The sequence below is a fragment of the Streptomyces sp. NPDC055506 genome (genome assembly GCF_053643595.1).
Window position 1 is genome coordinate 36,632 of record NZ_JBSHKH010000032.1, and the last position, 22,247, is coordinate 58,878.

At 73.1% G+C, this 22,247-nt stretch carries 17 protein-coding genes; 10 read left to right on the forward strand and 7 right to left on the reverse strand.

Going from position 1 to position 22,247, the window contains the following annotated elements:
* Positions 1 to 145: 145 nt before the first annotated feature.
* A complete protein-coding gene (locus ACWIF2_RS15095) occupies positions 146 to 2,536 on the forward strand; it encodes a hypothetical protein (protein WP_454360690.1) in 2,391 nt (796 codons plus the stop codon).
* Here the strand turns inward: ACWIF2_RS15095 and ACWIF2_RS15100 are convergent.
* The 4 genes from ACWIF2_RS15100 to ACWIF2_RS15115 all read right to left on the reverse strand — a co-directional run bounded on the left by ACWIF2_RS15100 (position 2,506) and on the right by ACWIF2_RS15115 (position 7,250).
* Positions 2,506 to 4,941, reverse strand: coding sequence for a right-handed parallel beta-helix repeat-containing protein (locus ACWIF2_RS15100; protein WP_454360691.1), 2,436 nt, complete (start codon positions 4,939 to 4,941; stop codon positions 2,506 to 2,508). The two genes, ACWIF2_RS15095 and ACWIF2_RS15100, sit on opposite strands and share 31 nt — an antisense overlap.
* A gap of 231 nt (positions 4,942 to 5,172) precedes the next feature.
* Complete coding sequence (locus tag ACWIF2_RS15105) at positions 5,173 to 5,778, reverse strand: Rv1733c family protein (protein ID WP_454360692.1); 606 nt, start codon at positions 5,776 to 5,778, stop codon at positions 5,173 to 5,175.
* A gap of 176 nt (positions 5,779 to 5,954) precedes the next feature.
* Complete coding sequence (locus ACWIF2_RS15110; protein WP_454360693.1) at positions 5,955 to 6,779, reverse strand: MOSC domain-containing protein; 825 nt, start codon at positions 6,777 to 6,779, stop codon at positions 5,955 to 5,957.
* A 42-nt stretch (positions 6,780 to 6,821) separates the two neighbouring features.
* Complete coding sequence (locus tag ACWIF2_RS15115) at positions 6,822 to 7,250, reverse strand: DUF6643 family protein (protein WP_215123360.1); 429 nt, start codon at positions 7,248 to 7,250, stop codon at positions 6,822 to 6,824.
* A 297-nt stretch (positions 7,251 to 7,547) separates the two neighbouring features.
* On the opposite strand from ACWIF2_RS15115, the gene ACWIF2_RS15120 reads away from it, so the two are divergent.
* The gene (locus tag ACWIF2_RS15120; protein ID WP_454360694.1) at positions 7,548 to 8,840 is read left to right on the forward strand and encodes a TerD family protein; all 1,293 of its coding nucleotides are present in this window, start codon (positions 7,548 to 7,550) and stop codon (positions 8,838 to 8,840) included.
* A gap of 22 nt (positions 8,841 to 8,862) precedes the next feature.
* On the opposite strand, the gene ACWIF2_RS15125 is transcribed toward ACWIF2_RS15120, so the two are convergent.
* Positions 8,863 to 10,056 (reverse strand): glycosyltransferase, encoded by a 1,194-nt coding sequence (locus ACWIF2_RS15125; protein WP_454360695.1) that lies wholly within the window; start codon positions 10,054 to 10,056, stop codon positions 8,863 to 8,865.
* 39 nt (positions 10,057 to 10,095) lie between these two features.
* On the opposite strand from ACWIF2_RS15125, the gene ACWIF2_RS15130 reads away from it, so the two are divergent.
* Together ACWIF2_RS15130 and ACWIF2_RS15135 are read left to right on the forward strand one after the other, a co-directional pair.
* Positions 10,096 to 10,881 (forward strand): glutamate racemase, encoded by a 786-nt coding sequence (locus tag ACWIF2_RS15130; RefSeq protein WP_454360696.1) that lies wholly within the window; start codon positions 10,096 to 10,098, stop codon positions 10,879 to 10,881.
* A gap of 116 nt (positions 10,882 to 10,997) precedes the next feature.
* On the forward strand, positions 10,998 to 11,549 hold the full coding sequence (locus ACWIF2_RS15135) for a hypothetical protein (protein ID WP_454360697.1): 552 nt from the start codon (positions 10,998 to 11,000) through the stop codon (positions 11,547 to 11,549).
* 39 nt (positions 11,550 to 11,588) lie between these two features.
* Here the strand turns inward: ACWIF2_RS15135 and ACWIF2_RS15140 are convergent, their stop codons facing one another.
* A complete protein-coding gene (locus ACWIF2_RS15140) occupies positions 11,589 to 12,620 on the reverse strand; it encodes an O-antigen ligase family protein (protein ID WP_454360733.1) in 1,032 nt (343 codons plus the stop codon).
* Positions 12,621 to 12,932: 312 nt separating this feature from the next.
* On the opposite strand from ACWIF2_RS15140, the gene lnt reads away from it, so the two are divergent.
* From lnt to ACWIF2_RS15160, 4 genes are all read left to right on the forward strand, one after another.
* Positions 12,933 to 14,540 (forward strand): apolipoprotein N-acyltransferase, encoded by a 1,608-nt coding sequence (gene lnt, locus ACWIF2_RS15145; RefSeq protein WP_454360698.1) that lies wholly within the window; start codon positions 12,933 to 12,935, stop codon positions 14,538 to 14,540.
* Between the two features lie 67 nt (positions 14,541 to 14,607).
* A complete protein-coding gene (locus tag ACWIF2_RS15150; RefSeq protein ID WP_454360699.1) occupies positions 14,608 to 15,087 on the forward strand; it encodes an NUDIX hydrolase in 480 nt (159 codons plus the stop codon).
* A gap of 54 nt (positions 15,088 to 15,141) precedes the next feature.
* Entirely contained in the window at positions 15,142 to 15,942 is an 801-nt protein-coding gene (locus ACWIF2_RS15155) for a 3-hydroxybutyrate dehydrogenase (protein WP_454360700.1), read from the forward strand.
* A 74-nt stretch (positions 15,943 to 16,016) separates the two neighbouring features.
* Positions 16,017 to 17,963 (forward strand): helix-turn-helix domain-containing protein, encoded by a 1,947-nt coding sequence (locus ACWIF2_RS15160; protein ID WP_454360701.1) that lies wholly within the window; start codon positions 16,017 to 16,019, stop codon positions 17,961 to 17,963.
* Between the two features lie 67 nt (positions 17,964 to 18,030).
* On the opposite strand, the gene ACWIF2_RS15165 is transcribed toward ACWIF2_RS15160, so the two are convergent.
* Positions 18,031 to 19,419 (reverse strand): MFS transporter, encoded by a 1,389-nt coding sequence (locus tag ACWIF2_RS15165; RefSeq protein WP_454360702.1) that lies wholly within the window; start codon positions 19,417 to 19,419, stop codon positions 18,031 to 18,033.
* Between the two features lie 410 nt (positions 19,420 to 19,829).
* Between ACWIF2_RS15165 and ACWIF2_RS15170 the strand changes: the two genes are divergently transcribed.
* Entirely contained in the window at positions 19,830 to 20,522 is a 693-nt protein-coding gene (locus ACWIF2_RS15170) for a response regulator transcription factor (protein WP_454360703.1), read from the forward strand.
* A complete protein-coding gene (locus tag ACWIF2_RS15175) occupies positions 20,519 to 21,970 on the forward strand; it encodes a HAMP domain-containing sensor histidine kinase (protein ID WP_454360704.1) in 1,452 nt (483 codons plus the stop codon). Before ACWIF2_RS15170 ends, ACWIF2_RS15175 begins: the two co-directional genes overlap by 4 nt.
* Positions 21,971 to 22,247 lie beyond the last annotated feature (277 nt).

Below are 22,247 nucleotides of genomic sequence, written 5' to 3' on the forward strand. Positions count from 1 at the left end.
CATGTCACTCGTGGCTCATCCGTCGCTGCCCCGCATCACGGATCGGGGAGATTCCGTGACAGGGGGTGTGCGGCGCCGCAGAAGTGGAGATCCTTGTGCCCGCACGGACAGAGCCGACGGCGTGTCACGGGGGAAGTGCGAATCAGTGGAACGTGCGCAGGAACATGTCTCGACCGGCGGGCCGGACCAGCCCGCCCCGCGGCCCGGCGAGACCGGGACCGCCCTGGAACTCCTGGTCCACGGCGTGGGCGGCACCACGCCGCAGGACATGCTCAACGATCCGCGCACGGTGCGGATCACCGGCGACAACATCGCGGCCGTCTTCCGCCGCGCCGACGACGTCGACGCGGAGACCAGCCCCGACGCCCACCGCCGCGACGGACCGGTGCCCGAGGCCTACGTCTGGTGCAACCTCACCTCCGGAAACGGCACCCGCGCCCTGTGGCTGTTGCTGCTGCCGTTCATGGTCGTCAACCTCGCCCACTGGATGCGCCCCACCGCCCGCGGCCGAAGACGCACGGTCCGCCTCTACGGCCTCCTGGTGCGGCTGGCGGGACTCACCCTGACCGTGCTGCTCGTCGCGGCGGCCTGCGAGGTGGCCCTCGACCTGGCGGCATGGCAGTGCGCGGGCACCTCCGCGTGCGCCGAGCGCCACTCCTGGCTGGGCTTCCTCTCACCCACCGTCTCGGACGGCGGCTGGTGGAGCAGCCCCGGCCGCAGGCTCGCCCTCGCCGCCTTCGTCCCCACCGCGCTGACCGCCCTGCTGTGGTACCTGTCCAAGCGCACCTGGACCGACTACGAGTCCCAGCAGCCGATCGAACGCCGCCCCGAGCCCGACGAGGACGGCAGCCCGACCGCGCTGGGGCGTCCCGGATTCTGGTACGGACGCCGGCTGGTCGCCCGGCTGCGCGCGGCACACACCGCCGCCGGACTGATCACCGTCGCGGCCGCGGTCGCCGGCGCCGCGGCCCGCCGCGACCGCGAGCCCGGCGGCCCCGCCGTACTGAACATCCTGGGCCTGCTCCTGGAGGCGGCCCTCGTGGCCTGCGCGGTCGCCGTGGTGTGGGTCGTGTGCCGCCGGGGCCGCAGTGAGCGGCGCCTGGACCGGGAGCTCGACGACCGTTTCGTACGACGTCTGCCGCTCGCCGCGCTCGTCCTGCTCGGCCTCGCCCTGCTGTACGCCGGGTGGCAGCGCCCCGGCTGGGAGTCGGCCGGCCGGCTGCCGGGCGACATGACCTTCGGCGGCATCGCCTTGGTGCAGGGGCTGCTGGTGATCGTCCTCGCCGGCGTCGCCCACGCCCTGCACCGCACCGACCCCGACCGGCGGGCCGTGCTGCGCGGCCTCGGCGGACCGGCCGTCGCGATGCTGGCCTGCGCCCTGGGCGGGGTGATGTCCGGCGGCGTGTCCCAGCGCGTGTCCGACTGGCTGGACGGCACCGGCACGTCGATCGAGGGCCCACCGGTCCTGCTGACCTGGCAGGCGTCCGTCATCCCGCCCCTGATCGTGGTGCTGCTGGTGCTCTTCGGCTGGCTGGCCCGGCGCGCCTGGCAGCTGGCCCGCGCCGAACGCGAGGCCGTGGCACGCGACTACCCGGACGAGGCCCAGGACCGCGCCCGCACCCGCCGGATCGCCTACACCCGCGCGATGGCCGCGCTCACCGACCGGGGCCCCCGCATCGTCGCCGTCACCTCCGGCGTCACCCTGCTCCTCGGCGCCGGAGCCCTGGTGGGCGCCCTGACCACCGACGAGACACCGGGAGAGGCCGCGCAGGGCGCCTACCCCGTCGTCCACGGCGCCGCGGAGACCGCCCAGGCCCTCGGCTCCTGGCTGATCGGCCTCGGCTTCATACTGTTCGTCACCTGGGGCCGGCGCGCCTACAAGGACGCGGCGGCCCGCCGCACCATCGGCATCCTCTGGGACGTCGGCACCTTCTGGCCGCGCGCCGCCCATCCCTTCGCCCCGCCCTGCTACGCCGAACGCGCCGTGCCCGACCTGACCTGGCGGATGGCGACCTGGACCCGGACCACCGGCGGACGGCTGGTCATCTCCGGGCACTCGCAGGGCAGCGTGCTCGCCGCCGCGGCGGCCTGGCAACTCGCCCCGTCCGCCCGCAAACGCGTCGCGCTGCTGACCTACGGTTCCCCGCTGGAACGCCTCTACGGCCGCTGGTTCCCCGCACACTTCGGCCCCGCCGCGCTCGGCTCACTGCACCGGGAGGTCGACTGCTGGCGCAACCTCTACCGGCTCACCGACCCCATCGGCGGCCCGATGCGCCTGCCCGGCGACCGCGGCCACCAGGTTGACCACGGCCCCCTGAAAGACCCCCTCGCCTACGGCCGCACAGACCTGCTGCCGCTGCCGGCGCCGATCCTCGGCCACTCCGACTACCAGGCCGACCCGGCGTTCGCCGAGGAACGCCGCAAGCTGCTGGCCCGGCTGCGGCCGGGCCTGCCGGCACCCCGGCATCCCGCCGAGCCGCCCTGCCCGGGCCCTGAGGAGGACCCTCAGAGCAGCTCGGGCAGATCCTCGTCGTAGAGCAGCGTCAGATCGTCCGTGCTCGGCTCCGCGACCTGGGCGACGCGGCTCGCGTGCCGCTCCACCATCGCTTCGAACGTCTGCCGCGCGGTACGGCCGTTGCCGAACGCCGGGCCCTTGGGGAGTTCCGTGAAGTACTTCTCCAGGGCCTCGGCGGCGCCCGGCGCCAGCCGGTACTCGTGCTCCTCGGCCTGCTGCTCCACGATCCGCAGCAGGTCCTCGGGGCCGTAGTCGCTGAAGGTGATGGTCCGCGAGAAGCGGGACGCCACACCCGGGTTGACCGACAGGAAGCGCTCCATCTCGGCCGTGTAGCCCGCGACGATCACCACGACCGCGTCCCGGTGGTCCTCCATCAGCTTCACCAGCGTGTCGATGGCCTCCTTGCCGAAGTCGCGGCCCGCGTCCTCGGGGGACAGCGCGTACGCCTCGTCGATGAACAGCACCCCGCCGCGCGCCTTCTCGAAGGCCTCCTGGGTGCGGATCGCGGTCGAGCCGATGTGCTCGCCCACCAGGTCGACCCGGGACACCTCGACCAGGTGGCCCTTCTCCAGCACCCCGAGGGAGGCGAGGATCTCGCCGTACAGCCGCGCGACCGTCGTCTTGCCGGTGCCGGGGGAGCCGGTGAAGACCAGGTGCCGCTTGACCGACGCCGCCTTGAGGCCCGCCTGCTGCCGGCGCCGGCCGACCTCGATCATGTCGGTGAGGGCACGCACCTCGCGCTTGACGCTCTCCAGGCCCACCAGCGCGTCCAGTTCACCGAGGACGGCCTTGGACGTGCGGGACGGCTGCTCGGGCTCCACGGCCGGGGCCGGGGGCGCCGGTTCGGCGCGCTGCTCCGGGAGGGCGCCCAGCAGACCGGGGGAGTGGTTCACCGTCTGCACGGCCGTCTCCCGCGCCGCGGGCGCCCTGAGCCCGGCGCTCTCGTCGCTGGTGCAGTCCTCCACCACGGGGCCCGTCCCGGACGCCGCGTCCGCGCCGCTGTCCGCGAACTCGTAGCCACCGCGCGTGCAGCGCTCCGTGCGGCACTTCCGGAGCGTCGTACGGCTGCCGTCGATCACATGGAAGCCGTAGCCGCCGCTGCCCGTCACCCGGCAGTTCTGGAAGCTGCCGCGGCCGCCGGCCGAGACATAGACCCCGGCCTCCGCCGGGGAGTCGATCGTGCAGCGCTCCACGGTGGGGTCGGCGCCCTTGGTGACGATGACGCCGGTCTGGGTGCCGTCCAGCGTGCAGTTGCTGAGGGTGCCGCCGCTGCCGTGGTCGCGGAACCAGGCGCCCGTCGCCGCGTCCCGGATCCGGCAGTCGTCCAGCTGGGCGGTCGCGCCGTCGCTCACCGACACGGCCGTGTTGCGCACCTGCGACAGGTCGCTGTCGACGACGTCCGCGCGCGAACCGCGGTCGAGGACGAACAGCGCGTCCGGCACGTCGTGCACCCGGCACGAATCGAGCACCGCCGTGGCGCCGTCGCTCACCCACACCGCCGGGTAGTCGCCCGTGCTGTCGAAGATCTCGCACTGGTTGGCGTCCACGCGCGTGCCCGGGTCCCACACCGACAGGCCGTTGCGCCCGAACTGCCGCACCGTGGTGCGCGTCAGCGTGAGGACCGAACGCGAGCGCAGATCGACCGCGTTCTCCGGGATGTCGTGGATACGGCAGTCGGCGAGCGTCAGCACGGCGTCCGTGTCCAGAGTGACGCCGTCGGCCGTCGTCCGGTGCACATCGCAGTCCGTGAGGTGCGCGGTGGCCCGGCCGGTGATCTGCACCCCGCTGCCCCGGACCTCGTAGATCTCGCAGCCCACCGCCTCCAGCGCAGAGTTCTCCCCGGTCGCCGACAGGCCCGAGCCCGAGGCGTGGTGCACCCGGCAGCGCTCCAGACGGGGGTGGGCGCCGCCGCGCACGGCCACGCCGGCCTGGCCGGCCGCGACGACCTCGCACTCCTCGAACACGCCGCCCGCGCCGTCGAGTACGGCGATGCCGACGCCCGCCGGATTGTCGACCGCGCAGCGCCGGACCGTGGGCCGGGCGCTGCCGCGCACCTCTATTCCCGCCGCCGAGCGCGTGACGACCCGCACGTCCCGCAGCTCCGGTGTGCCCTCCTCCACCAGCACGGCCGGGGCGGCCGAGTCCTGCCCCTCCACATGCAGGTCCTGCACCACCGCCGAGGCGCGCACCGTCAGCGGCACCCCGTCCACCGGCGCGATCCGCACCGAGCCGGGGGAGCCCTCGGGCCCTCGCAGGGTCACCGCGCGCTGCACGACGAGGTTCTCCCGGTAGGTGCCGGGGGCGACGGTGAGGACGTCTCCGTCGGCCGCGGCCTCCAGGGCAGCGGCGAGCGATGCGTACTCACCCGTGCGGCGCCGCCACCGCGACGTGCCGGTGTGCGTCACCTGGACCGTGCCCTGTGCCATGGTGTAGCTGTGCCCCCACCTCGGTCGTACTGATGGCTCGTTCGCCCTCGGGGCGCTTCAGCCCGTGTCGTGAGTCGCGGCCGTGCTCGGCCTCTCGGGCCTGCGCGCGCACGCGGCAGCGACACCGGCGCGCCCCTCCTGCTCGCTCGCGCGCGGGTTGTGCCGATCGTCTCGGCCGGACCACCGTAGCGTGCGCGCGGGTGGTGGGTTGACCAGAGTCGGAAGGCCGTCTCAGCTGCCCGTGCCCGTCCTGCCCCAGTCCGGGCCCGCCTTGTCCCATGCCTGGTCCCAACGCGCGTACCTGCGGCGGACCATGCGCCAGACGATCAGCCGCCTGCCGCCCTCCACGAGGCCGCCGGCCGCCAGGGCCGCGCCGATGCCGCCGAGGACCGCGTGCGTCGACGCCGTCGCGGAGTCGAGCGGGCGGGCCACCATCCGGCCGTGCCGGTCGGTCCATATCCGGAACTCGTCGCCCTGCTGCGGGTCCTTGAGGCCCGCCAGGACCGGGCCCTGGTGCGCGGTGCCGTCCGGGGCGGTCCAGTCGGCGAGGACGCGGTTGCGCAGATCCCTGCCCGTCGAGGTCTCCGGGTCGGCGTCGAGCGGGGAGCGGTCCAGCTTGCGGACCACCGTGGCCGTCACCGGATGCCGTGCCTCGTGCTGGGTCCGGACGGACTGCTGCAGCGTGTCCTGGGCGGCGCCTCCGACGAGGGCTCCGGCCACCGGGGCGACCAGGAGGATCAGCAGCAGGGCGGCCAGCGCCACCCAGGCCTCGGCCAGATCGGTCGCGCGGCACAGCGGATTGCGCCGCCAGCGCCAGAGCCCCCTGATCGCTCGCACCGACCGCACCCCCTTCCCGCTCCGTGATAACCCCCGGCGGAGCCGTCCACGCGCCGACCCGTCGAAGAGAGAGCCAAATCACCTCTCACGGGTCTCTCATGAACTTCTCACACAAGGCCAACGCCCGGGCCCGTGGGGCGGTTCCCGAGGTCGCCGGAGACCTTCCGCCCGCGCTGTCAGAGGACCCTGACAGGGTCCCCGACCCGGATCGTGCCCCGGGACAGGGGCACCAGGTTCTGTCCGAAGACCAGCTTGCCGCCGAGCCGCCGGTGCCGCCCCAGGCTGTACAGGGGCTCGCGGCCGCGCTCGCCCGTGCTCTGGTCGGTGGTGGTCACCAGGCACCGGCCGCAGGGCTTCGCGACCCGGAACGACACCTCCCCGACGGCGATGCGCGACCACGCGTCCTCGGCCCATGCGGCGGTGCCCGCCACGACCACGTTCGGCCGGAAACGATTCATGGGCAGCGGGCCCTCGTCCGCGTGGTCGCCTTGCGCGATCAGGGTGTTGAGGGCGTCGAGCGAGGCCGTCGTCGTGAGCAGCAGCGGGAAGCCGTCGGCGAAGGAGACGGTCTCGCCGGGCCGCGCGTACTCCGGGTCGACGGGACGGCGCGTGGCCGGATCGGGCATGTACACGAGGCGCACATCGATGCCGAGATAGGCGCTGCACCAGGCGTGCGCGGCTTCGTCCTCGGCCGGGACCGCCTCGACCTTGTCGCGGAAGATCTGCACCGGCACCGTGCCGAGGGGGCGGGGAACGGGCACCGTCAGCGGCTCCATGCCGGGCGCGGACAGTCGGACGCCGCCGTCCGGCAGGAGCTCTGCGGCGGCGAGTGCCAGGCGCGGCTCCTGGCGTTGCGTGAGGACCTTTCCCCCGTCGTCGATCAGCACCCAGCGCCGGTCTCCGGCCAGCCCCCAGGGCTCCACGACGGCCTTCCGGGGCGCCAGGCCCCGGACCGCCTTGACCGGATGGACGTGAATCGAGTGCAGCTGTGCGTACCCCATGGGGTCATCGTGCCAGCCGGCACCGACAACCCCCGGGGGCGCTCAGTAACCGCGGTACTGCTGGTTGTTGTACGGGTCCTGATAGGGAGCCGGCGCGGGCCGGGGAGCCGCGGGGCGCATCGCCTCGTAGCCGCCGGGCGCCGCAGGGCGCGGCTGCTGGGGCTGGGGACCGGGGTAGCCGCGCGGTGCGGAGGCCTGCTGCGGGATGTACGCCGCGGGCGCCTGCTGGAGCGGGGCGGGCTGCTGTGCCTGCGGATAGCCGTAGGCGGGCTGGGAAGGGGCTGCCGGCAGAGCGGGCAGCGCGGACGGGAGGGCGGGCAGGTTGCTGCCGGGCATGTCGTACTGCGCGGGGACCCGGATCGGGGCGATCTGCGGGGTGCCCCGCTCGGCGACGAGCCTGTCGTAGATCGGGGTGTCCGGGAAGGAGGCGGAGTAGTAGCCGCCGCCATAGGTGGAGCGGGGGGAGGTCATGCCACATAAGTTAAGCCAACGATGTGCTGGTTGGGGAGACCGATAAGAGGGTTGTTTTCCGCGTCCGCAGTGACCTGGGATCCCCAATGCGAGCGAACTCGCCAAAAAAGGGCGCCGAACCGGGTTCTGATCGTGTAAAGGCCGAGTTCCGGGCGGGTTACCAGGGGTTGGCCGCCGGATCTTCCGGTGGCGGCGCATGGGAGTTCGCCGCGCGGAGGAATAGGTTGTGCGCACGGAACTCGACGGACGGCCGGGATGTGCCTGGCGCGGTGATACGCGATGGGGGCGGACATGCAAATGCTGAAAGGTTCAAACACTCCTGTGCCTACCGCGGCGCTGCGGGTGGAATTGGGCTGGCGGGCCGGACCGGGTGTGCCCGACGCGGACGCCTCCGCTTTGCTGCTGGTAAGCGGGAAGGTGCGTTCCGACGCGGACTTCGTCTTTTACAACCAGCCCGCGCACTCCTCAGGCGCCATCAGTCACGAGGGCAAGCGGAACTCCGATGGCCGGGTGACCGACGCGCTCCTGGTCGACCTCGCGCGCGTGGAGCCCGCCATCGAGACGGTCGTCCTCGCCGCCTCCGCCGACGGCGGCACCTTCGGGCAGGTCCCGGACCTGTACATCGAGGTGCAGGATGCCGACCGGAGCATCCCGATGGCCCGCTTCGACAACCCGGGCGCCACGACTGAAACCGCTTTCGTGCTGGGCGAGTTCTACCGCCGCCAGGGCGCCTGGAAATTCCGGGCCGTCGGGCAGGGCTACAGCAGCGGGCTCGAAGGGCTGGCCACCGACTACGGCATCACGGTGGACGAGCCGCAGCAGGCGGCCCCGGCCGCGGCACCGCCCGCGGTCGCCCCGCCGCCCGCAGCGCCCCCGGCGCCCACGCCTCCGCAGATGACGCGGCCTGCGGCCCCGCCCCCGCCCGCCGCGCCCCCGGCGGCACCGGCGCCGGTCCGTCTGACCAAGGTGACGCTCACCAAGGCGGCCCCGTCCGTCTCGCTCACCAAGCAGGGCGGCACCTCCGGCGCCCTCCATGTGAACCTCAACTGGGAGGTGCGCAAGCAGTTCTCGGGGTGGAGCAGCAAATTCGGCCGCCCGGCCGCGATGCACTCCGACCTCGACCTCGACCTGTGCGCGCTGTTCGAACTCACCGACGGCAGCAAGGGCGTCGTACAAGCCCTCGGCAACACCTTCGGAGCGCTGCACCAGCCCCCGTACATCCACCTCGACGGCGACGACCGCACCGGCGCCGTGGCGGCCGGTGAGAACCTCACCGTCAATCTCGACCACAAGAACGCCTTCCGGCGCATCCTCGTCTTCGTCACCATCTACGAAGGCGCCCGGTCCTTCGCCGACCTGAACGCCACCGTCACGCTCCAGCCGCAGTACGGAGCCCCCATCGAGTTCTCCCTCGACGAGTGCACGGTCCCCTCACCCGTGTGCGCGCTCGCCCTGATCACCAACACCGGCGGCGACCTGGTCGTCCAGCGGGAGGCGCGCTACCTGGTGCCCGAGCGCGGGGTCAGCCCGCAGCGCACGGTCGACTACGCCTACGGGTGGGGCATGAACTGGACCCCCGGCCGGAAGTGACCCCCTTTCTCACCGGCGGCCGTCAGCCCTCGTCGGGCACGGCGTCCGGACGGGCGTAGGTGCGGCCCTTCCAGGCCGCACCGCGTCCCCGGTAGTGCTGCACCGCCGAGTCGACCGTCATGAGGAGATAGAGGAACGCGGTGAACGGCAGCAGGGGAGCGAGCCACAGCGGCTGCCGGTAGTAGCGGAGCATCGGGACGTACGTACCGGTCATCACGAGCCACGCCAGTCCGCCGGTGAACGCCGCCGCCGCGCTCCCCGCGGCCAGGCCGGCCACGACCGCCACCGGCGGCACCAGGTACACCAGCGCCAGCCCCGCGACCGTCCCGGCCAGCAGCAGGGGGTTGTGCCGCAGCTGGGCGTACGCGCTGCGCGACACCATCCGCCACAGGTCGTGCAGCCGCGGATACGGCCGCACGCTGTCCACCCGGTCGGCGAGCCCCAGCCAGACCCGCCCGCCGCCTCGCTTGACGGCCCGGGCGAGGGCGACGTCGTCGATGACGGCGTGCCGGAACGCGTCCGGGACCCGCACCCGCTCGGCGGTCTCCGCCCGCAGCAGGACGCAACCGCCGGCCGCGGCGGCCGTCCGCGTTCCCTTCTTGCCGATCCTGCGGAAGGGGTAGAGCTGAGCGAAGAAGTAGACGAAGGCCGGCACGACGAGCCGTTCCCAGGCGCTGCCCACCCGCAGCCGGGCCATCTGCGAGACCACGTCGAATTCTCCCGCGCGGGCCGCCGCCACCAATTCCCGCAGACTGTCCGGCGCGTGCGCGATGTCGGCGTCCGTCAGGAGCAGATACTCGGGATCACGCGCGCGTGCCAGGCCGATGCCGTGGCGCACCGCCCACAGCTTCCCGGTCCAGCCCGCGGGCGGCTCGCCCGGCGAGCCCACGGTCAACGGCAGCCCGCCGTGCCGGCGCGCCAGTTCCCGAGCGAGATCACCGGTGCCGTCCGAACTGCCGTCGTCGACGAAGAAGACCTCCGCCCGTCCCGGATAGTCCTGCAGGAGCAGCGACGGCAGCGCGGCGGGCAGTGTCGCCGCCTCGTCGCGGGCCGGGACGACGACGCACACGGCCGGCCACGCGTCCGGGTCCCGGCGCCGCGGCAGCCGCACATCCGTGCGCCAGAAGAAGCCCTGACAGAGCAGCAGCCACAGCCAGGCGAGAAGTGATCCAGCGGCAGTCCACACAACGGCGCTCACGCGCGCAGTCTGCCCCACCGGACCTGGCCGGGAAGGCTCATCGTCTATCGTGATCGGGTGAAGATCGCGCTCATGGACTCCGGAATCGGCCTGCTGGCGGCCACCGCCGCGATGCGGCGGCTGCGCCCCGACGCCGATCTCGTACTCTCCCTCGACCCCGACGGCATGCCGTGGGGACCGAGGACTCCGGAGGACCTGACCGAGCGTGCCCTGGCCGTCGCCGAGGCGGCCGCCGCGCGCCGCCCCGACGCCCTGATCGTCGGCTGCAACACCGCGACCGTCCACGCGCTCACCGCCCTGCGCGCCCGCCTCGAACCGGAGCTCCCGGTCGTCGGCACCGTCCCGGCGATCAAGCCCGCCGCGGCCGGCGGCGGGCCCATAGCCATCTGGGCCACCCCGGCCACCACCGGCAGCCCGTACCAGCAGGCCCTGATCCGGGACTTCGCCGGCGGAGTGCCCGTCACCGAGGTGCCCTGCTGGGGCCTCGCCGAGGCGGTGGAGCACGCGGACGAGGCGGCGATCGACGCCACCGTGTCCGCGGCCGCCGCGCTCACCCCCGACGAGGTGACGACCGTCGTCCTGGGCTGCACCCACTACGAACTGGTCGCCGAGCGCATCCGGACCGCCGTCCAGCGCCCCGGCCGCCCGCCCCTCGTGCTGCACGGCTCCGCGGGCGCCGTCGCCGCCCAGGCCCTGCGCCGGCTCGGCGAGCAGCCCGCACCGGGGGCCACGCCCCACGGCACCCTCACCGTGCTGCTGAGCGGACGCGAGGGCACGCTGCCCGCGCCGGCCCTGGCGTACGACGAAGGGCGACTGCTCCAGGCGGTCACGCCCGCCGGCTGACCGGCACCGGACGCCGGACGCCATCGCCCCGTGCCGAGCCGGCCCGCCGCCCGGTCGGCGCAGTCACGCTCCGCCACCTGCTACCGGCAGAGCGAAACCTGAGTAACCTCATATGCATGAGGGACCACCCCCACGGCGAGAACGCCCCCCACTCGCACCCCGATGTCTGGACCGGTCGTGCCACCAACCGGGTCCAGTGGCTGCTGGCGCTCGTCGGCGCCGCCTGCATGGCGCTGGGCATCGAGCTGGCCGTCGACTCGGCGTGGACGTCCGGCGCCCCGCTCGTCATGGCCGTCGTCGGGTGCATCGCCGCCGGGCTGCTGGTCCTCTTCGGCACCCTCGCCTTCGTGCACGTCGCGCTGCGCGTCGACGACGAGCACCTCGAGGTGCGCTGCGGCCACATCGGTTTGCCCCGCCGCCGTATCCCGCTCTCCCACGTGGCGGGCGCCACGTACATCCCGCACGTCACCCCCCGCCACTGGGGCGGCTGGGGCTATCGCTGGCGGCCCGAGAAGGGCACCGCGGTCGTCGTTCGACAGGGTGAGGGCGTCGTGCTGGAGCTGTGGGACGGGCACACCTTCACGGTCACCGTGGACGACGCGGAGGCGGCCGTACAGGTGATCAAGGCACGGCTGCGGCACACGAAACCGGGCGCTCCCGCGCTCTGAGGGCGGTCGATCGCCGGCCATGCTCACCGCGGCGGCCGGTCACCAGGCGGGGGTACGTCCGGCGCCGCGCGCGTGGGTGTCCGGGGCCCGGGCCGACTGTTCGTCGGCCCAGGGGCGTGCCGTGGCCATGCCCGCCAGCAGGCCCGCACCCACCGACACCGCGGTGAAGCTCAGCGCGTTGCCGATCGCGGCGATGGCGGCGAGCGCCGTCAGGGCCGCGCCCGCGGTGAGCACCACCGGCGTCGGGCGCGGGCCGCGCCACAGGGCGTACAGCACCCAGCCGAACGCCGCCGCCAGCAGGGCAACGCCGACGATGCCCTGCTCGGCCGCCTGCTGCAGGGGCGCCGAGTGGGGCTTGCCGTCGGACACCAGTGACTGGGCGGCCGTCGTGCTCAGCTCCCCGAAGCGGCCCGGGCCGACCCCCAGAGCGGCGTTCTCGCGCAGCAGGTGCCACGCGTCCTCCCAGAGCTGTACGCGGTGCGGCGTCAGCCGCCCTTCGAGGGCGGCCACGAACCCGCCCGGTACGGCCCGCGCGGCGACCGCCCAGGCCAGGCAGGTCACCAGGGCGGCGACCGCGGCCAGTACGGCGAGGCCGACACCGCGGTGACGGGTGCGGCTGGCGGCGAGCGAGCACAGCAGCACCGCCGCACAGGTGACGCAGCCGGTGGTCGAACCGAGCACGGCCGCCAGCACCGCGGTCCCGGCGGCCAGCACGCGCAGGGCGATCCGGACGGCCGGCGCGGCGGCGGCCCAGGCCGCGCAGCACGCGGCACCGGCCGACAGCGTCAGCACGGCCGCTGTGGCTCCGGCGTGTCCCAGGGGCGCGGTGATCTGCGGACCCGGGGCGAGGTGCGGAACGGCCACGGTCAGCGCGACACCCGCCAGCGCCCCGGCGCAGGGCGCGCCGACCGGCAGCAGGGCCCCGCCGATCCGTCCCGCGGCGTACCCGGCCGCCACGGCCAGCACCGCGAGCAGCACGCCCTCGGGCCGGCCCTCGTGCACCGCGGCCGTGATCAGGGACCAGCCGGCGCAAGCCCCCAGCACCACGACGCCCGCCGCATCGGAAACGATTCTTCTCTCGCCGTCCGCGTCCAGCCCGGACGCGGACGTCAGCCCATGTGAACCCACCCCGCCCCGCCCCCCGCACCACGTCGCCCCCGACCTGTGAAGACCCCGGCCGCACGGTCCGCCACGGGCCGCACGACTGAGGCTTCGGCACACCGTAGCCGCTGGTGGACGGTTTGTGGATGTGTCGTGACGAAATGAGCAGGAACGATGCTGCGCAGGCGGGACGACGCCGCGCGCGGTCGCCCGAACGGCGTGCTGCCGCCGCCTCGTGGACCGCGCTGTCGGCCTCAAGGTCACTCGCCTTAGACTCCGGGAGTGACCGTCACCGCAACCTCCGTCGGCGAGTCGGACCAGTTGGAGCCGCGGAACGCGCCCGGGGCGCGGACGTGGGCCCGGCGTCTCGTTCCGCCCACCGCAGCCGCGCTCTCCGGCCTGCTCCTCTATGTCAGCTTCCCGCCCCGCATCCTCTGGTGGCTGGCCCTGCCGGCCTTCGCCGTCTTCGGCTGGGTGCTGCGCGGCCGGAGCTGGAAGGCGGGACTGGGCCTCGGCTATCTCTTCGGCCTCGGCTTCCTGCTGCCGCTGCTGGTGTGGACCGGAGTGGAGGTCGGGCCGGGCCCCTGGCTCGCCCTGGTCGTCATCGAGGCGATCTTCGTCGCTCTGGTCGGCGCGGGCGTCGCGGCCGTGTCGAAGCTTCCCGGCTGGCCGGTGTGGGCGGCCGCTGTGTGGATCGCAGGAGAGGCGGCACGCGCGCGCGTGCCGTTCGAGGGCTTCCCCTGGGGGAAGGTCGCGTTCGGGCAGGCCGACGGCGTGTTCCTGCCGCTCGCGGCGGTGGGCGGTACCCCGGTGCTCGGCTTCGCCGTGGTCCTGTGCGGCTTCGGGCTGTACGAGGTCGTCCGGCTGGCCGTGCTCACCCGGCGCACCGGGACGGTACGACGGGCCGCCGCGGCCGTGGGCCTGCTGAGCGTGGCCGTCCCGGTCGTGGCTGCCGTGGCGGCCCGGCCGCTGGTCAGCGACAAGGCCGAGGACGGCAGCGTGACCGTCGCCGCGATCCAGGGCAATGTGCCCCGGGCGGGCCTCGACTTCAACTCCCAGCGGCGGGCCGTGCTCGACTACCACGCGCGCGAGACGGAACGCCTGGCCGCCGAGGTCAAGGCCGGCAAGGTCGCCCGTCCCGACTTCGTGCTGTGGCCGGAGAACTCCTCCGACATCGACCCCTTCGCCAACCCCGACGCCCGCGCCGTGATCGACAGGGCGGCCAAGGCCATCGGCGTGCCCATCTCGGTCGGGGGCGTCGTGGAGCGCGACGGCAAGCTGTACAACGAACAGATCCTGTGGGACCCGGCGAAGGGCCCCGTCGACACCTACGACAAGCGCCAGATCCAGCCGTTCGGCGAGTACCTGCCGCTGCGCTCTTTCATCGGCGCGATCAACAAGAACTGGACGGCGATGGTCCGCCAGGACTTCAGCCGTGGCACCGAACCGGGCGTGTTCACCATGGACGGCGCCAAGGTCGGACTCGTCACCTGCTACGAGGCCGCCTTCGACTGGACCGTGCGCTCCGAGGTCACCGACGGCGCCCAGATGATCTCCGTGCCGAGCAACAACGCCACCTTCGACCGCAGCGAGATGACCTACCAGCAGCTCGCCATGTCCCGGGTCCGCGCCGTCGAGCACAGCCGTACGGTCACGGTCCCGGTGACCAGCGGCGTCAGCGCGATGATCATGCCGGACGGGAAGATCACGCAGAAGACCGGAATGTTCGTCGCCGACTCACTGGTGCAGAAGGTGCCGCTGCGGTCCTCGCAGACCCCCGCCACGCGGCTGGGGGTACTGCCGGAGATCGCCCTCGTGCTGGTCGCGGCCGGCGGACTGGGGTGGGCCGTGGGCGCCGGTCTGCGCGGACGACGCGCCGGTGACGTGTAGCCGTACGCCCGTTGCACGCTGCTTAAATCGCGCGGGACACCGCGACCGGCCGATTAGGGTCGTCGCCATGGCTACTCCTGACTTCATCCGCACCCTCCGCGCGTCTGCCGGCCATCAGCTGCTCTGGCTCCCCGGAGTCACCGCCATCGTCTTCGACGACGAGGGCAGAGTGCTGCTCAACCGCCGGTCCGACACTGGCAAGTGGTCCGTGATCGGCGGCATCCCCGACCCGGGGGAGGAGCCCGCGGCCTGCGCCGTGCGGGAGGTCCACGAGGAGACAGCCGTGCACTGCGTCGCCGAGCGGGTCGTCCTCGTCCAGGCGCTCACCCCCGTCACGTACGACAACGGCGACACCTGCCAGTACATGGACATCACCCTCCGCTGCCGGGCCGTCGGCGGCGAGGCACGGGTCAACGACGACGAGTCGCTGGACGTGGGCTGGTTCGACGTCGACGCCCTGCCCGAACTGAACGAGTTCGGCCTGCTCAGGATCAAGCAGGCTGTGTCGGACGCCCCCACATGGTTCGACCCCACTGCCTCCAGCTGAACTATGGGGCGTGACCACATGGGGTCAGGCAGGGGCGCTTCCTAAGGTCGACGCATGACCGTGCCCCGTGTCTCTCCGGCTCCCCACGCCTCCTCGCTCGACCTCGGCGGCCGCACCGCGCTCGTCACCGGCGCCGCCGGCGGCATCGGCCGCGCCTGCGCGCTGCGGCTCGCGGCCGCCGGGGCCGAGGTGAGAGCCGTCGACCGCGACGCCGGGGGACTGGAGACACTCGCCGAACAGGGACACGACCTCGCGGGCACCGTGCGACCGCACGTCCTCGACCTCACCGACCTGGACGCCGCCGAACACGCCGCCGCGGGCACCGACGTCCTCGTCAACAACGCCGGGCTCCAGCTGGTGCGCCCCATCGAGGAGTTCCCTCCCGACGCCTTCCACATGGTGCTGACCGTGATGCTGGAGGCGCCGTTCCGGCTCATTCGCGGTGCCCTGCCCCACATGTACGGACAGGGGTGGGGCCGCATCGTCAATGTGTCGTCCGTACACGGGCTGCGCGCCTCGGCCTACAAGTCGGCCTATGTGGCCGCCAAACACGGCCTGGAAGGACTCTCCAAGACCGCCGCCCTCGAAGGCGCACCCCACGGTGTCACCTCGAACTGTGTGAACCCCGCCTATGTGCGCACCCCACTGGTCGAGAAGCAGCTCGCCGACCAGGCGCAGGCGCACGGCATCCCCGAGGAGCGCGTCCTGTCCGAGGTGCTGCTGCAGGACAGCGCCGTCAAGCGGCTCATCGAACCGGAGGAGGTCGCCGAGGCCGTGGCGTATCTGTGCGGTCCGCAGGCGTCCTTCGTGACCGGCACCTCGCTCGTGCTCGACGGCGGCTGGACCGCCCATTGACCTCCTGGCCTCGACGGTCCGCGAGTTGTCCACAGGGCTGACGGGACGGCCCGGTCATGGTGAATCCTGTGAGCATGTCCAGCGATCACGCGCAGTCAGCCGAGCGCTCCGTCGGCGCCGCCGAAGCACCACCGGCCGACGTCGAGACGCCGTTCCTCGAGCTGCTGGCCCGGGGCGCCTCCGCCGACGCCTACGAGCAGCCGGTGCTGCTCGCGCGCGCCGAAGGCCGGTCCGCGGAGTGGATCGCCGCGCTCCAGCGGGCCAAGCCGCTCGCCGTGCGGGTGCGCTCGGAGCTGGAGGGACGGCGTCGGCGCGAGGCCGAGCTGTCCGCCCTGTTCGAGACCGCCCACGACCTCGCCGGGCTGCGCGACCTCGACGCCGTGCTCCAGGCGATCGTGCAGCGGGCCCGGTCGCTGCTGGGCACGGACGTCGCCTACCTCAGCCTGAACGACCCGGCGAGAGGCGACACCCACATGCGGGTCACCGAGGGCTCGGTCGCGGCCCGGTTCCAGCAGCTGCGGCTCGGCATGGGAGAGGGCCTCGGCGGCCTGGTCGCGCAGACCGCCCGCCCCTACGTCACCGACGACTACTTCAAGGACGACCGCTTCCAGCACACCCTCACCATCGACGCGGGCGTGCGGGACGAGGGGCTCGTGGCCATTCTCGGCGTGCCGCTGATGCTCGGGCACCACGTCATCGGCGTGCTGTTCGCCGCGGACCGCCGAGCCCGGGTCTTCGAGCGCGAGCAGATCGCCCTGCTCGGCTCCTTCGCCGCCCTCGCGGCGGCCGCCATCGACACCGCGAACCTGCTCGCCGAGACCCGGTCGGCCCTCGCCGACCTGGAACTGGCCAACGAGATCATCCGGGACCGCAGCGGCGTCATCGAGCGGGCCTCCGACGTGCACGACCGGCTCGCCGAACTGGTCCTGCGCGGCGGCGGGGTGCACGACGTGGCCGCAGCGGTCTCCGAGGTCCTCGACGGCACGGTCGTCTTCGCCGAGGCCTCCGCCGCACCGGCCGAAGCCCTGGAAACGTCCCGCGCGGAGGGACACGCCGTGCGGTTCGAGGACGACTGGATCGCCGCCGTCGCCGCCGGCGGGGAACTGCTCGGCGCCCTCGTGCTGCGGGGCCACCCGGGGCTCGACCCCGTCGACCAGCGCACCCTGGAGCGCGCCGCCATGGTCACCTCCCTGCTGCTCCTCGCCCGCCGCTCCGCCGCCGAGGCCGAACAGCGCGTACGCGGCGAGCTGCTGGACGACCTGCTGGACGCCCGCGACCGCGACCCGCGCCTGCTGCGGGAGCGCGCGGCCCGCCTGCACGCCGACCTCGACGCCGTCCACGTGGTGCTGGCCGCGCGCCTCGAAAGCACCGCGGCCGACGCCTACCAGGAGGCGGACGCCCGCAGGCGCCTGGCAGCGGCGGCGTCCCACCTCGCCGCGACGCGGCACGGCCTGGCCGCCGCGCGCGACGGCGGCACCGTCCTGCTGCTGCCCCTCGGTCCCGGCGACAGTGCCACCGACCTGGCCCGCCGCGCCGCGCGGCACCTGGGCACAGCGGTCCACTCACCGGTCACCGTCGGTGCCTCCGCACCCGCTGAGGACCTCGCCACCCGCACCGACGCCGTGGCCACGGCCTATGCGGAGGCCCGGCGCTGCCTCGACGCCCTGCGGCTCCTCGGCCGCTCCGGGGACGGGGCCGCCGCCGAGGACTTCGGCTTCCTGGGGCTGCTCCTGGCCGGCGACCGGGACATACCCGGCTTCGTCGACCGCACCATCGGCCAGGTCGTCGCATACGACCGACGACGCGGCACCGAACTGCTGCGGACCCTCGACGCGTACTTCGCCTGCGGTATGAGCCCCGCACGCACCAAGGACGAACTGCACGTCCATGTGAACACGGTCGCCCAGCGCCTGGAGCGGGTCGGCCGCCTCCTCGGCGACGACTGGCAGACCCCTGCGCGCGCCCTGGAGATCCAACTAGCCCTGCGTCTGCACCGGTTGTCGGAGCCGGGACAGCACTGACCCCCGTACGTGGCCGGCACGGTCGTACACGGTCGTACGGGGGCTGGGCCGGCAGGATCCTGGAGGATCAGCTCGTCCGGGCGTCCGCCGCCGGGGCGGCCGCCGTCCGCTCCGCGTCGGTGGGAGGCGCGACGTCGGCCAGGTCCCGGTGGCGGGTCTCCTTGGCCGCCGCCACCGCGACGACCGTGAGCACGGCGGCGGCGATGACGTACAGGGCGATCGGCGTGGAGCTGCCGTAGTCGGCCAGCAGCGCGGTCGCGATCAGCGGCGCGGGCGCGCCCGCCGCGACCGAGGCGAACTGCGCGCCGATGGACGCTCCGGAGTAGCGCATGCGCGTCGCGAACATCTCGGAGAAGAACGCGGCCTGCGGGGCGTACATCGCCCCGTGCAGCACCAGTCCCACCGTGACGGCGAGGATCAGGTTGCCGAAGCCGCCGGTGTCGATCAGTGAGAAGAACGGGAACATCCACAGTCCGACACCCACGGCGCCCATCACATAGACGGGACGGCGACCGATCCGGTCGGACAGCGCGCCCCATGCCGGGATGACCACGAAGTGCACGGCCGAGGCGATCAGCACCGCGTTGAGCGCGGTCTGCTTGGAGACACCGGCCGAGGTGGTGGCGTAGACGAGGATGAACGCGGTGATCACGTAGTAGCTGATGTTCTCCGCCATGCGTGCGCCCATCGCGATCAGGACGTCACGCCAGTGGTGCCGCAGCACGGCGACGAGCGGCAGCTTCTCCGCCTCCGCGCCCCGGTCCGCCTTGCGGGCCTCGGCCTGCGCCAACGCCTGCTTGAAGACCGGCGATTCATCGACAGACAGACGAATCCACAAACCGACGATCACCAGTACCCCGGAGAGCAGGAACGGGATCCGCCAGCCCCAGCTGCCGAACGCGGCGTCCGACAGGACAGCCGTCAGCAGGGACAGCACGCCGGTCGCGAGCAACTGCCCCGCAGGCGCGCCGGTCTGCGGCCACGAGGCCCAGAACCCGCGCCGCCGCGCGTCCCCGTGCTCCGACACCAGCAGCACGGCACCGCCCCACTCACCGCCGAGCGCGAACCCCTGGACCAGCCGGAGCACGGTGAGCAGGACCGGCGCGGCCGTCCCTATCGTGGCGTGCGTCGGCAGCAGACCGATCGCGAAGGTCGCCCCGCCCATCATCAGCAAGCTCAGCACCAGCAGCTTCTTGCGCCCGATCCGGTCGCCGTAGTGCCCGAAGACCAGAGCACCCAGAGGCCTGGCCGCGAACCCCACCGCGTAGGTGAGGAACGACAACAGGGTGCCCACCAGCGGGTCGGAGTCCGGGAAGAAGAGCTTGTTGAAGACGAGCGCGGCGGCGGATCCGTAGAGGAAGAAGTCGTACCACTCGATGGTGGTGCCGATGAGACTGGCGGTGACGATGCGCTTGAGGTTGGCGGGGGGTGGGGGAGCGGTCGCGGGGGAGGTCATCGGCACCACTTCCAGGCGGTTGGCGGGGACGGTTGTGTGTCGCCATACCGTAGGAATCCGCAGGTCAGTGGCGTATGTGGTGGGACACCATAGTTCTGGGGGTGGGAGTGCGTGGGGGCACCATGATGGCGCTGGCGGAGTTACTTTGGTGACCGGCGTGATCGCGAACGTCACGGCGAGACTCAGCAACGCGGCGTTTCCGAGGATGAGGGTTGGGCGCGGGAGTCACCTGGGGACGCCGAGTGCCCGTGACCGGCGCGGAGGATCTGCTGTCTGGGTGCCGGCCGACGGTAGGTTCCATTTCTTAGGCATCCGTAAGAGCGCGGTCCCCAGCGACGCTCTAAGCCTGGCCTCAGGTTGATCGGGGACAATGAGCGGAAAAAGCATCGACTGGAAGGGGGCGGGCCGGCGTGCGGATCATGATCGCGGATGATGACGTGTCCATCCGTGACTCGCTGGAGCGGGTGCTCCAGGTCGAGGGTTACGACACCAGCACCGTCGCCAACGGTCTCGCCGTGCTCGACGGGGTCGGTGGCGCCGGCGGCGACTCGCTGGATCTGCTGCTCCTCGACGTGATGATGCCCCGCCTCGGCGGGTTGGAGACCTGCCGGCGGTTGCGGGCCGCGGGTCGGGATCTGCCGGTACTGATGCTGACCGCCCGTGACCAGGTCTCCGACCGGGTCGCGGGGCTGGACGCGGGCGCCGACGACTACCTGCCCAAGCCCTTCGCCACCGAGGAGTTACTGGCCCGGGTGCGGGCCCTGTTACGCCGGCGCACGCCGACCGAGGGGGAGTCGCAGCTCCTGTCGTTCGCCGACGTCCGGCTCGATCCCGACAGGTTCGAGGCGTGGCGGGGCGGGCGGCCGCTGCGCCTGACCCGGACCGAGTTCTCCCTCCTGCAGGTCCTCATGTGCAACGCGACCCGGGTATTGACCCGCGACGCGCTGTTCGAGGCGATCTGGGGCTTCGGCATGAGCTCCACCGCCAACAACCTCCAGGTATACGTGAGTTACCTGCGCCGCAAGATGGAGGCCGAGGGTGAGCCGCGATTGATCTACACGCTGCGCGGCCTGGGGTACGTATTGCGGGAGACTCCTCCGTGAGCAGGCCCGCCGGCCGGGAACCGCGTCGGCTGACCCGATGGTGGCGCCGACGGTCCCTGCGGGCCAGGCTGACGGTGATCGCGGCGACGGCCATCGCGGTCAGCGTGTTCGTGGCCTTCCAGGTGGCCAGCGAGCTTATGGGCTGGGAGCTGCAGAAAACCGCCGAGAGTCAGCTACGCGCCGACTCCCGCGTCCTGGCGGCGAACGCGGAGCGCGCCGGTCCGGCACAGGTCCAGCTAGCGCCGTATCCCGGATCCGGTCGGCTGGTGCGGGTCATCCTGCCCGACGGCTCGACCCGGACGCCGGCCGGTCAACCCGCACTGCCCCCGGTCAGCGAGCACGCCGGGCGCGTGGCGCGGGGCGCGTCGGCCGACCTGATGGAGTCGAACGACAGCGACGAGGACGGCTACCTCATCTACACGTTGCGGGCGGGCGACGGCGCGGTCCAGGTGGCCCACGTCGCCGACGACAGCCCGCTCAACCGGTTCGGGTTCGGCATGCTGCTGATCGGGCTGCTCTGCGTGGTCGGGGGCGCCCTTGTCGGGCGGACCGTGGCACGGACCGGGCTGGCACCGATCGACCGGCTGACCGCCGCGGCGGTACGTGTCGCGCACACCCGGGAAATCGACGCCGGTATCCCGGACGAGGGCGGTGGGGAGATCCGGCGGCTGATCCAGTCGATCAACGACATGCTCGCCGCGCTCCGGGACTCCCGGCGGGCTCAGCGGCTGCTCGCCGAGGACGCCGCCCACGAGCTCAAGACCCCGCTCACCAGCCTTCGCCTCAACGTCGAGCTGCTGATCCGGCTCGATCAGCGCGGCACTCTGGACAGCGCACTGCCGGCGGAGAGCCGGACCCGGCTGCTCAACGATCTCGGCGCCCAGGTGGCCGAGTTGAGCACCCTTGCCGCCGAGCTGACCGACCTGGCGCGCGGTGACGTCAGCGACGAGAGCACCGAGGTGCTCGACCTCGCCGACGTGGTGGTGGCCGCCGCGACCCGGGCGCGTTCCCGCATGCCCGACATCGAGGTCGCGCTCGACGTGACCTCTGTGTCGGTGAGCGGGCGTCCCGCCGCGCTCGAGCGGGCGGTGCTCAACCTCATCGACAACGCCGGCAAGTGGTCCCCCGCGGACCAGCCGATCCAGGTCCGGCTCCGTGCCGAGGGCGCGTCGGCGGTGCTCGAGGTCGACGACGCCGGGCCGGGCATCGACGCCGCCGACGTACCGCGGGTGTTCGACCGGTTCTACCGGGCCGACAGCGCCCGGGCGTTGCCGGGATCCGGTCTGGGGCTGTCGATCGTGCAGCGGGTCGTCGACGCCCACGGCGGCCGGGCCACCGTCGCCCGCTCCGCACGCGGTGGCGCGCTGCTGCGGGTCGACCTTCCGGCAGCGGCCCCGCCCGCCCCGATCGCGCGGCTCACCACCGGGGATGACACCGCGGTGCGCTGACCCGCCCCGGCGGCGCGGCGCAGGACAAGGGACGGCGGCCCTTGGGCATGGCCCCGCGCGGCTCACCGTCGGGGCAGGACACCGCGATGTGCCGACCCCAGCCCCGGCGCGTGCGCAGGACCAAGGGCGGCGGCCGTCGGGCAATGGCCGGCGCGGCCCACCACCGGGCAGGACACGGTGCGCCGACCCCAGCCCCGGCCGCACGGCCCACCACGGGGCAGGACACCGCGATGTGCCGACCCCATCCCCGGCGCGTGGCGCAGGACCAAAGGGCGGC

What these genes read in the sequence shown, in the direction of transcription:
- ACWIF2_RS15100 (WP_454360691.1), bottom strand. Translation starts at nt 4,941, where the DNA reads ATGGCACAGGGCACGGTCCAGGTGACGCACACCGGCACGTCGCGGTGG.
- ACWIF2_RS15110 (WP_454360693.1), bottom strand. Translation starts at nt 6,779, where the DNA reads ATGGGGTACGCACAGCTGCACTCGATTCACGTCCATCCGGTCAAGGCG.
- ACWIF2_RS15115 (WP_215123360.1), bottom strand. Translation starts at nt 7,250, where the DNA reads ATGACCTCCCCCCGCTCCACCTATGGCGGCGGCTACTACTCCGCCTCC.
- ACWIF2_RS15120 (WP_454360694.1), top strand. Translation starts at nt 7,548, where the DNA reads ATGCTGAAAGGTTCAAACACTCCTGTGCCTACCGCGGCGCTGCGGGTG.
- ACWIF2_RS15135 (WP_454360697.1), top strand. Translation starts at nt 10,998, where the DNA reads ATGAGGGACCACCCCCACGGCGAGAACGCCCCCCACTCGCACCCCGAT.
- ACWIF2_RS15150 (WP_454360699.1), top strand. Translation starts at nt 14,608, where the DNA reads ATGGCTACTCCTGACTTCATCCGCACCCTCCGCGCGTCTGCCGGCCAT.
- ACWIF2_RS15155 (WP_454360700.1), top strand. Translation starts at nt 15,142, where the DNA reads ATGACCGTGCCCCGTGTCTCTCCGGCTCCCCACGCCTCCTCGCTCGAC.
- ACWIF2_RS15160 (WP_454360701.1), top strand. Translation starts at nt 16,017, where the DNA reads ATGTCCAGCGATCACGCGCAGTCAGCCGAGCGCTCCGTCGGCGCCGCC.
- ACWIF2_RS15165 (WP_454360702.1), bottom strand. Translation starts at nt 19,419, where the DNA reads ATGACCTCCCCCGCGACCGCTCCCCCACCCCCCGCCAACCTCAAGCGC.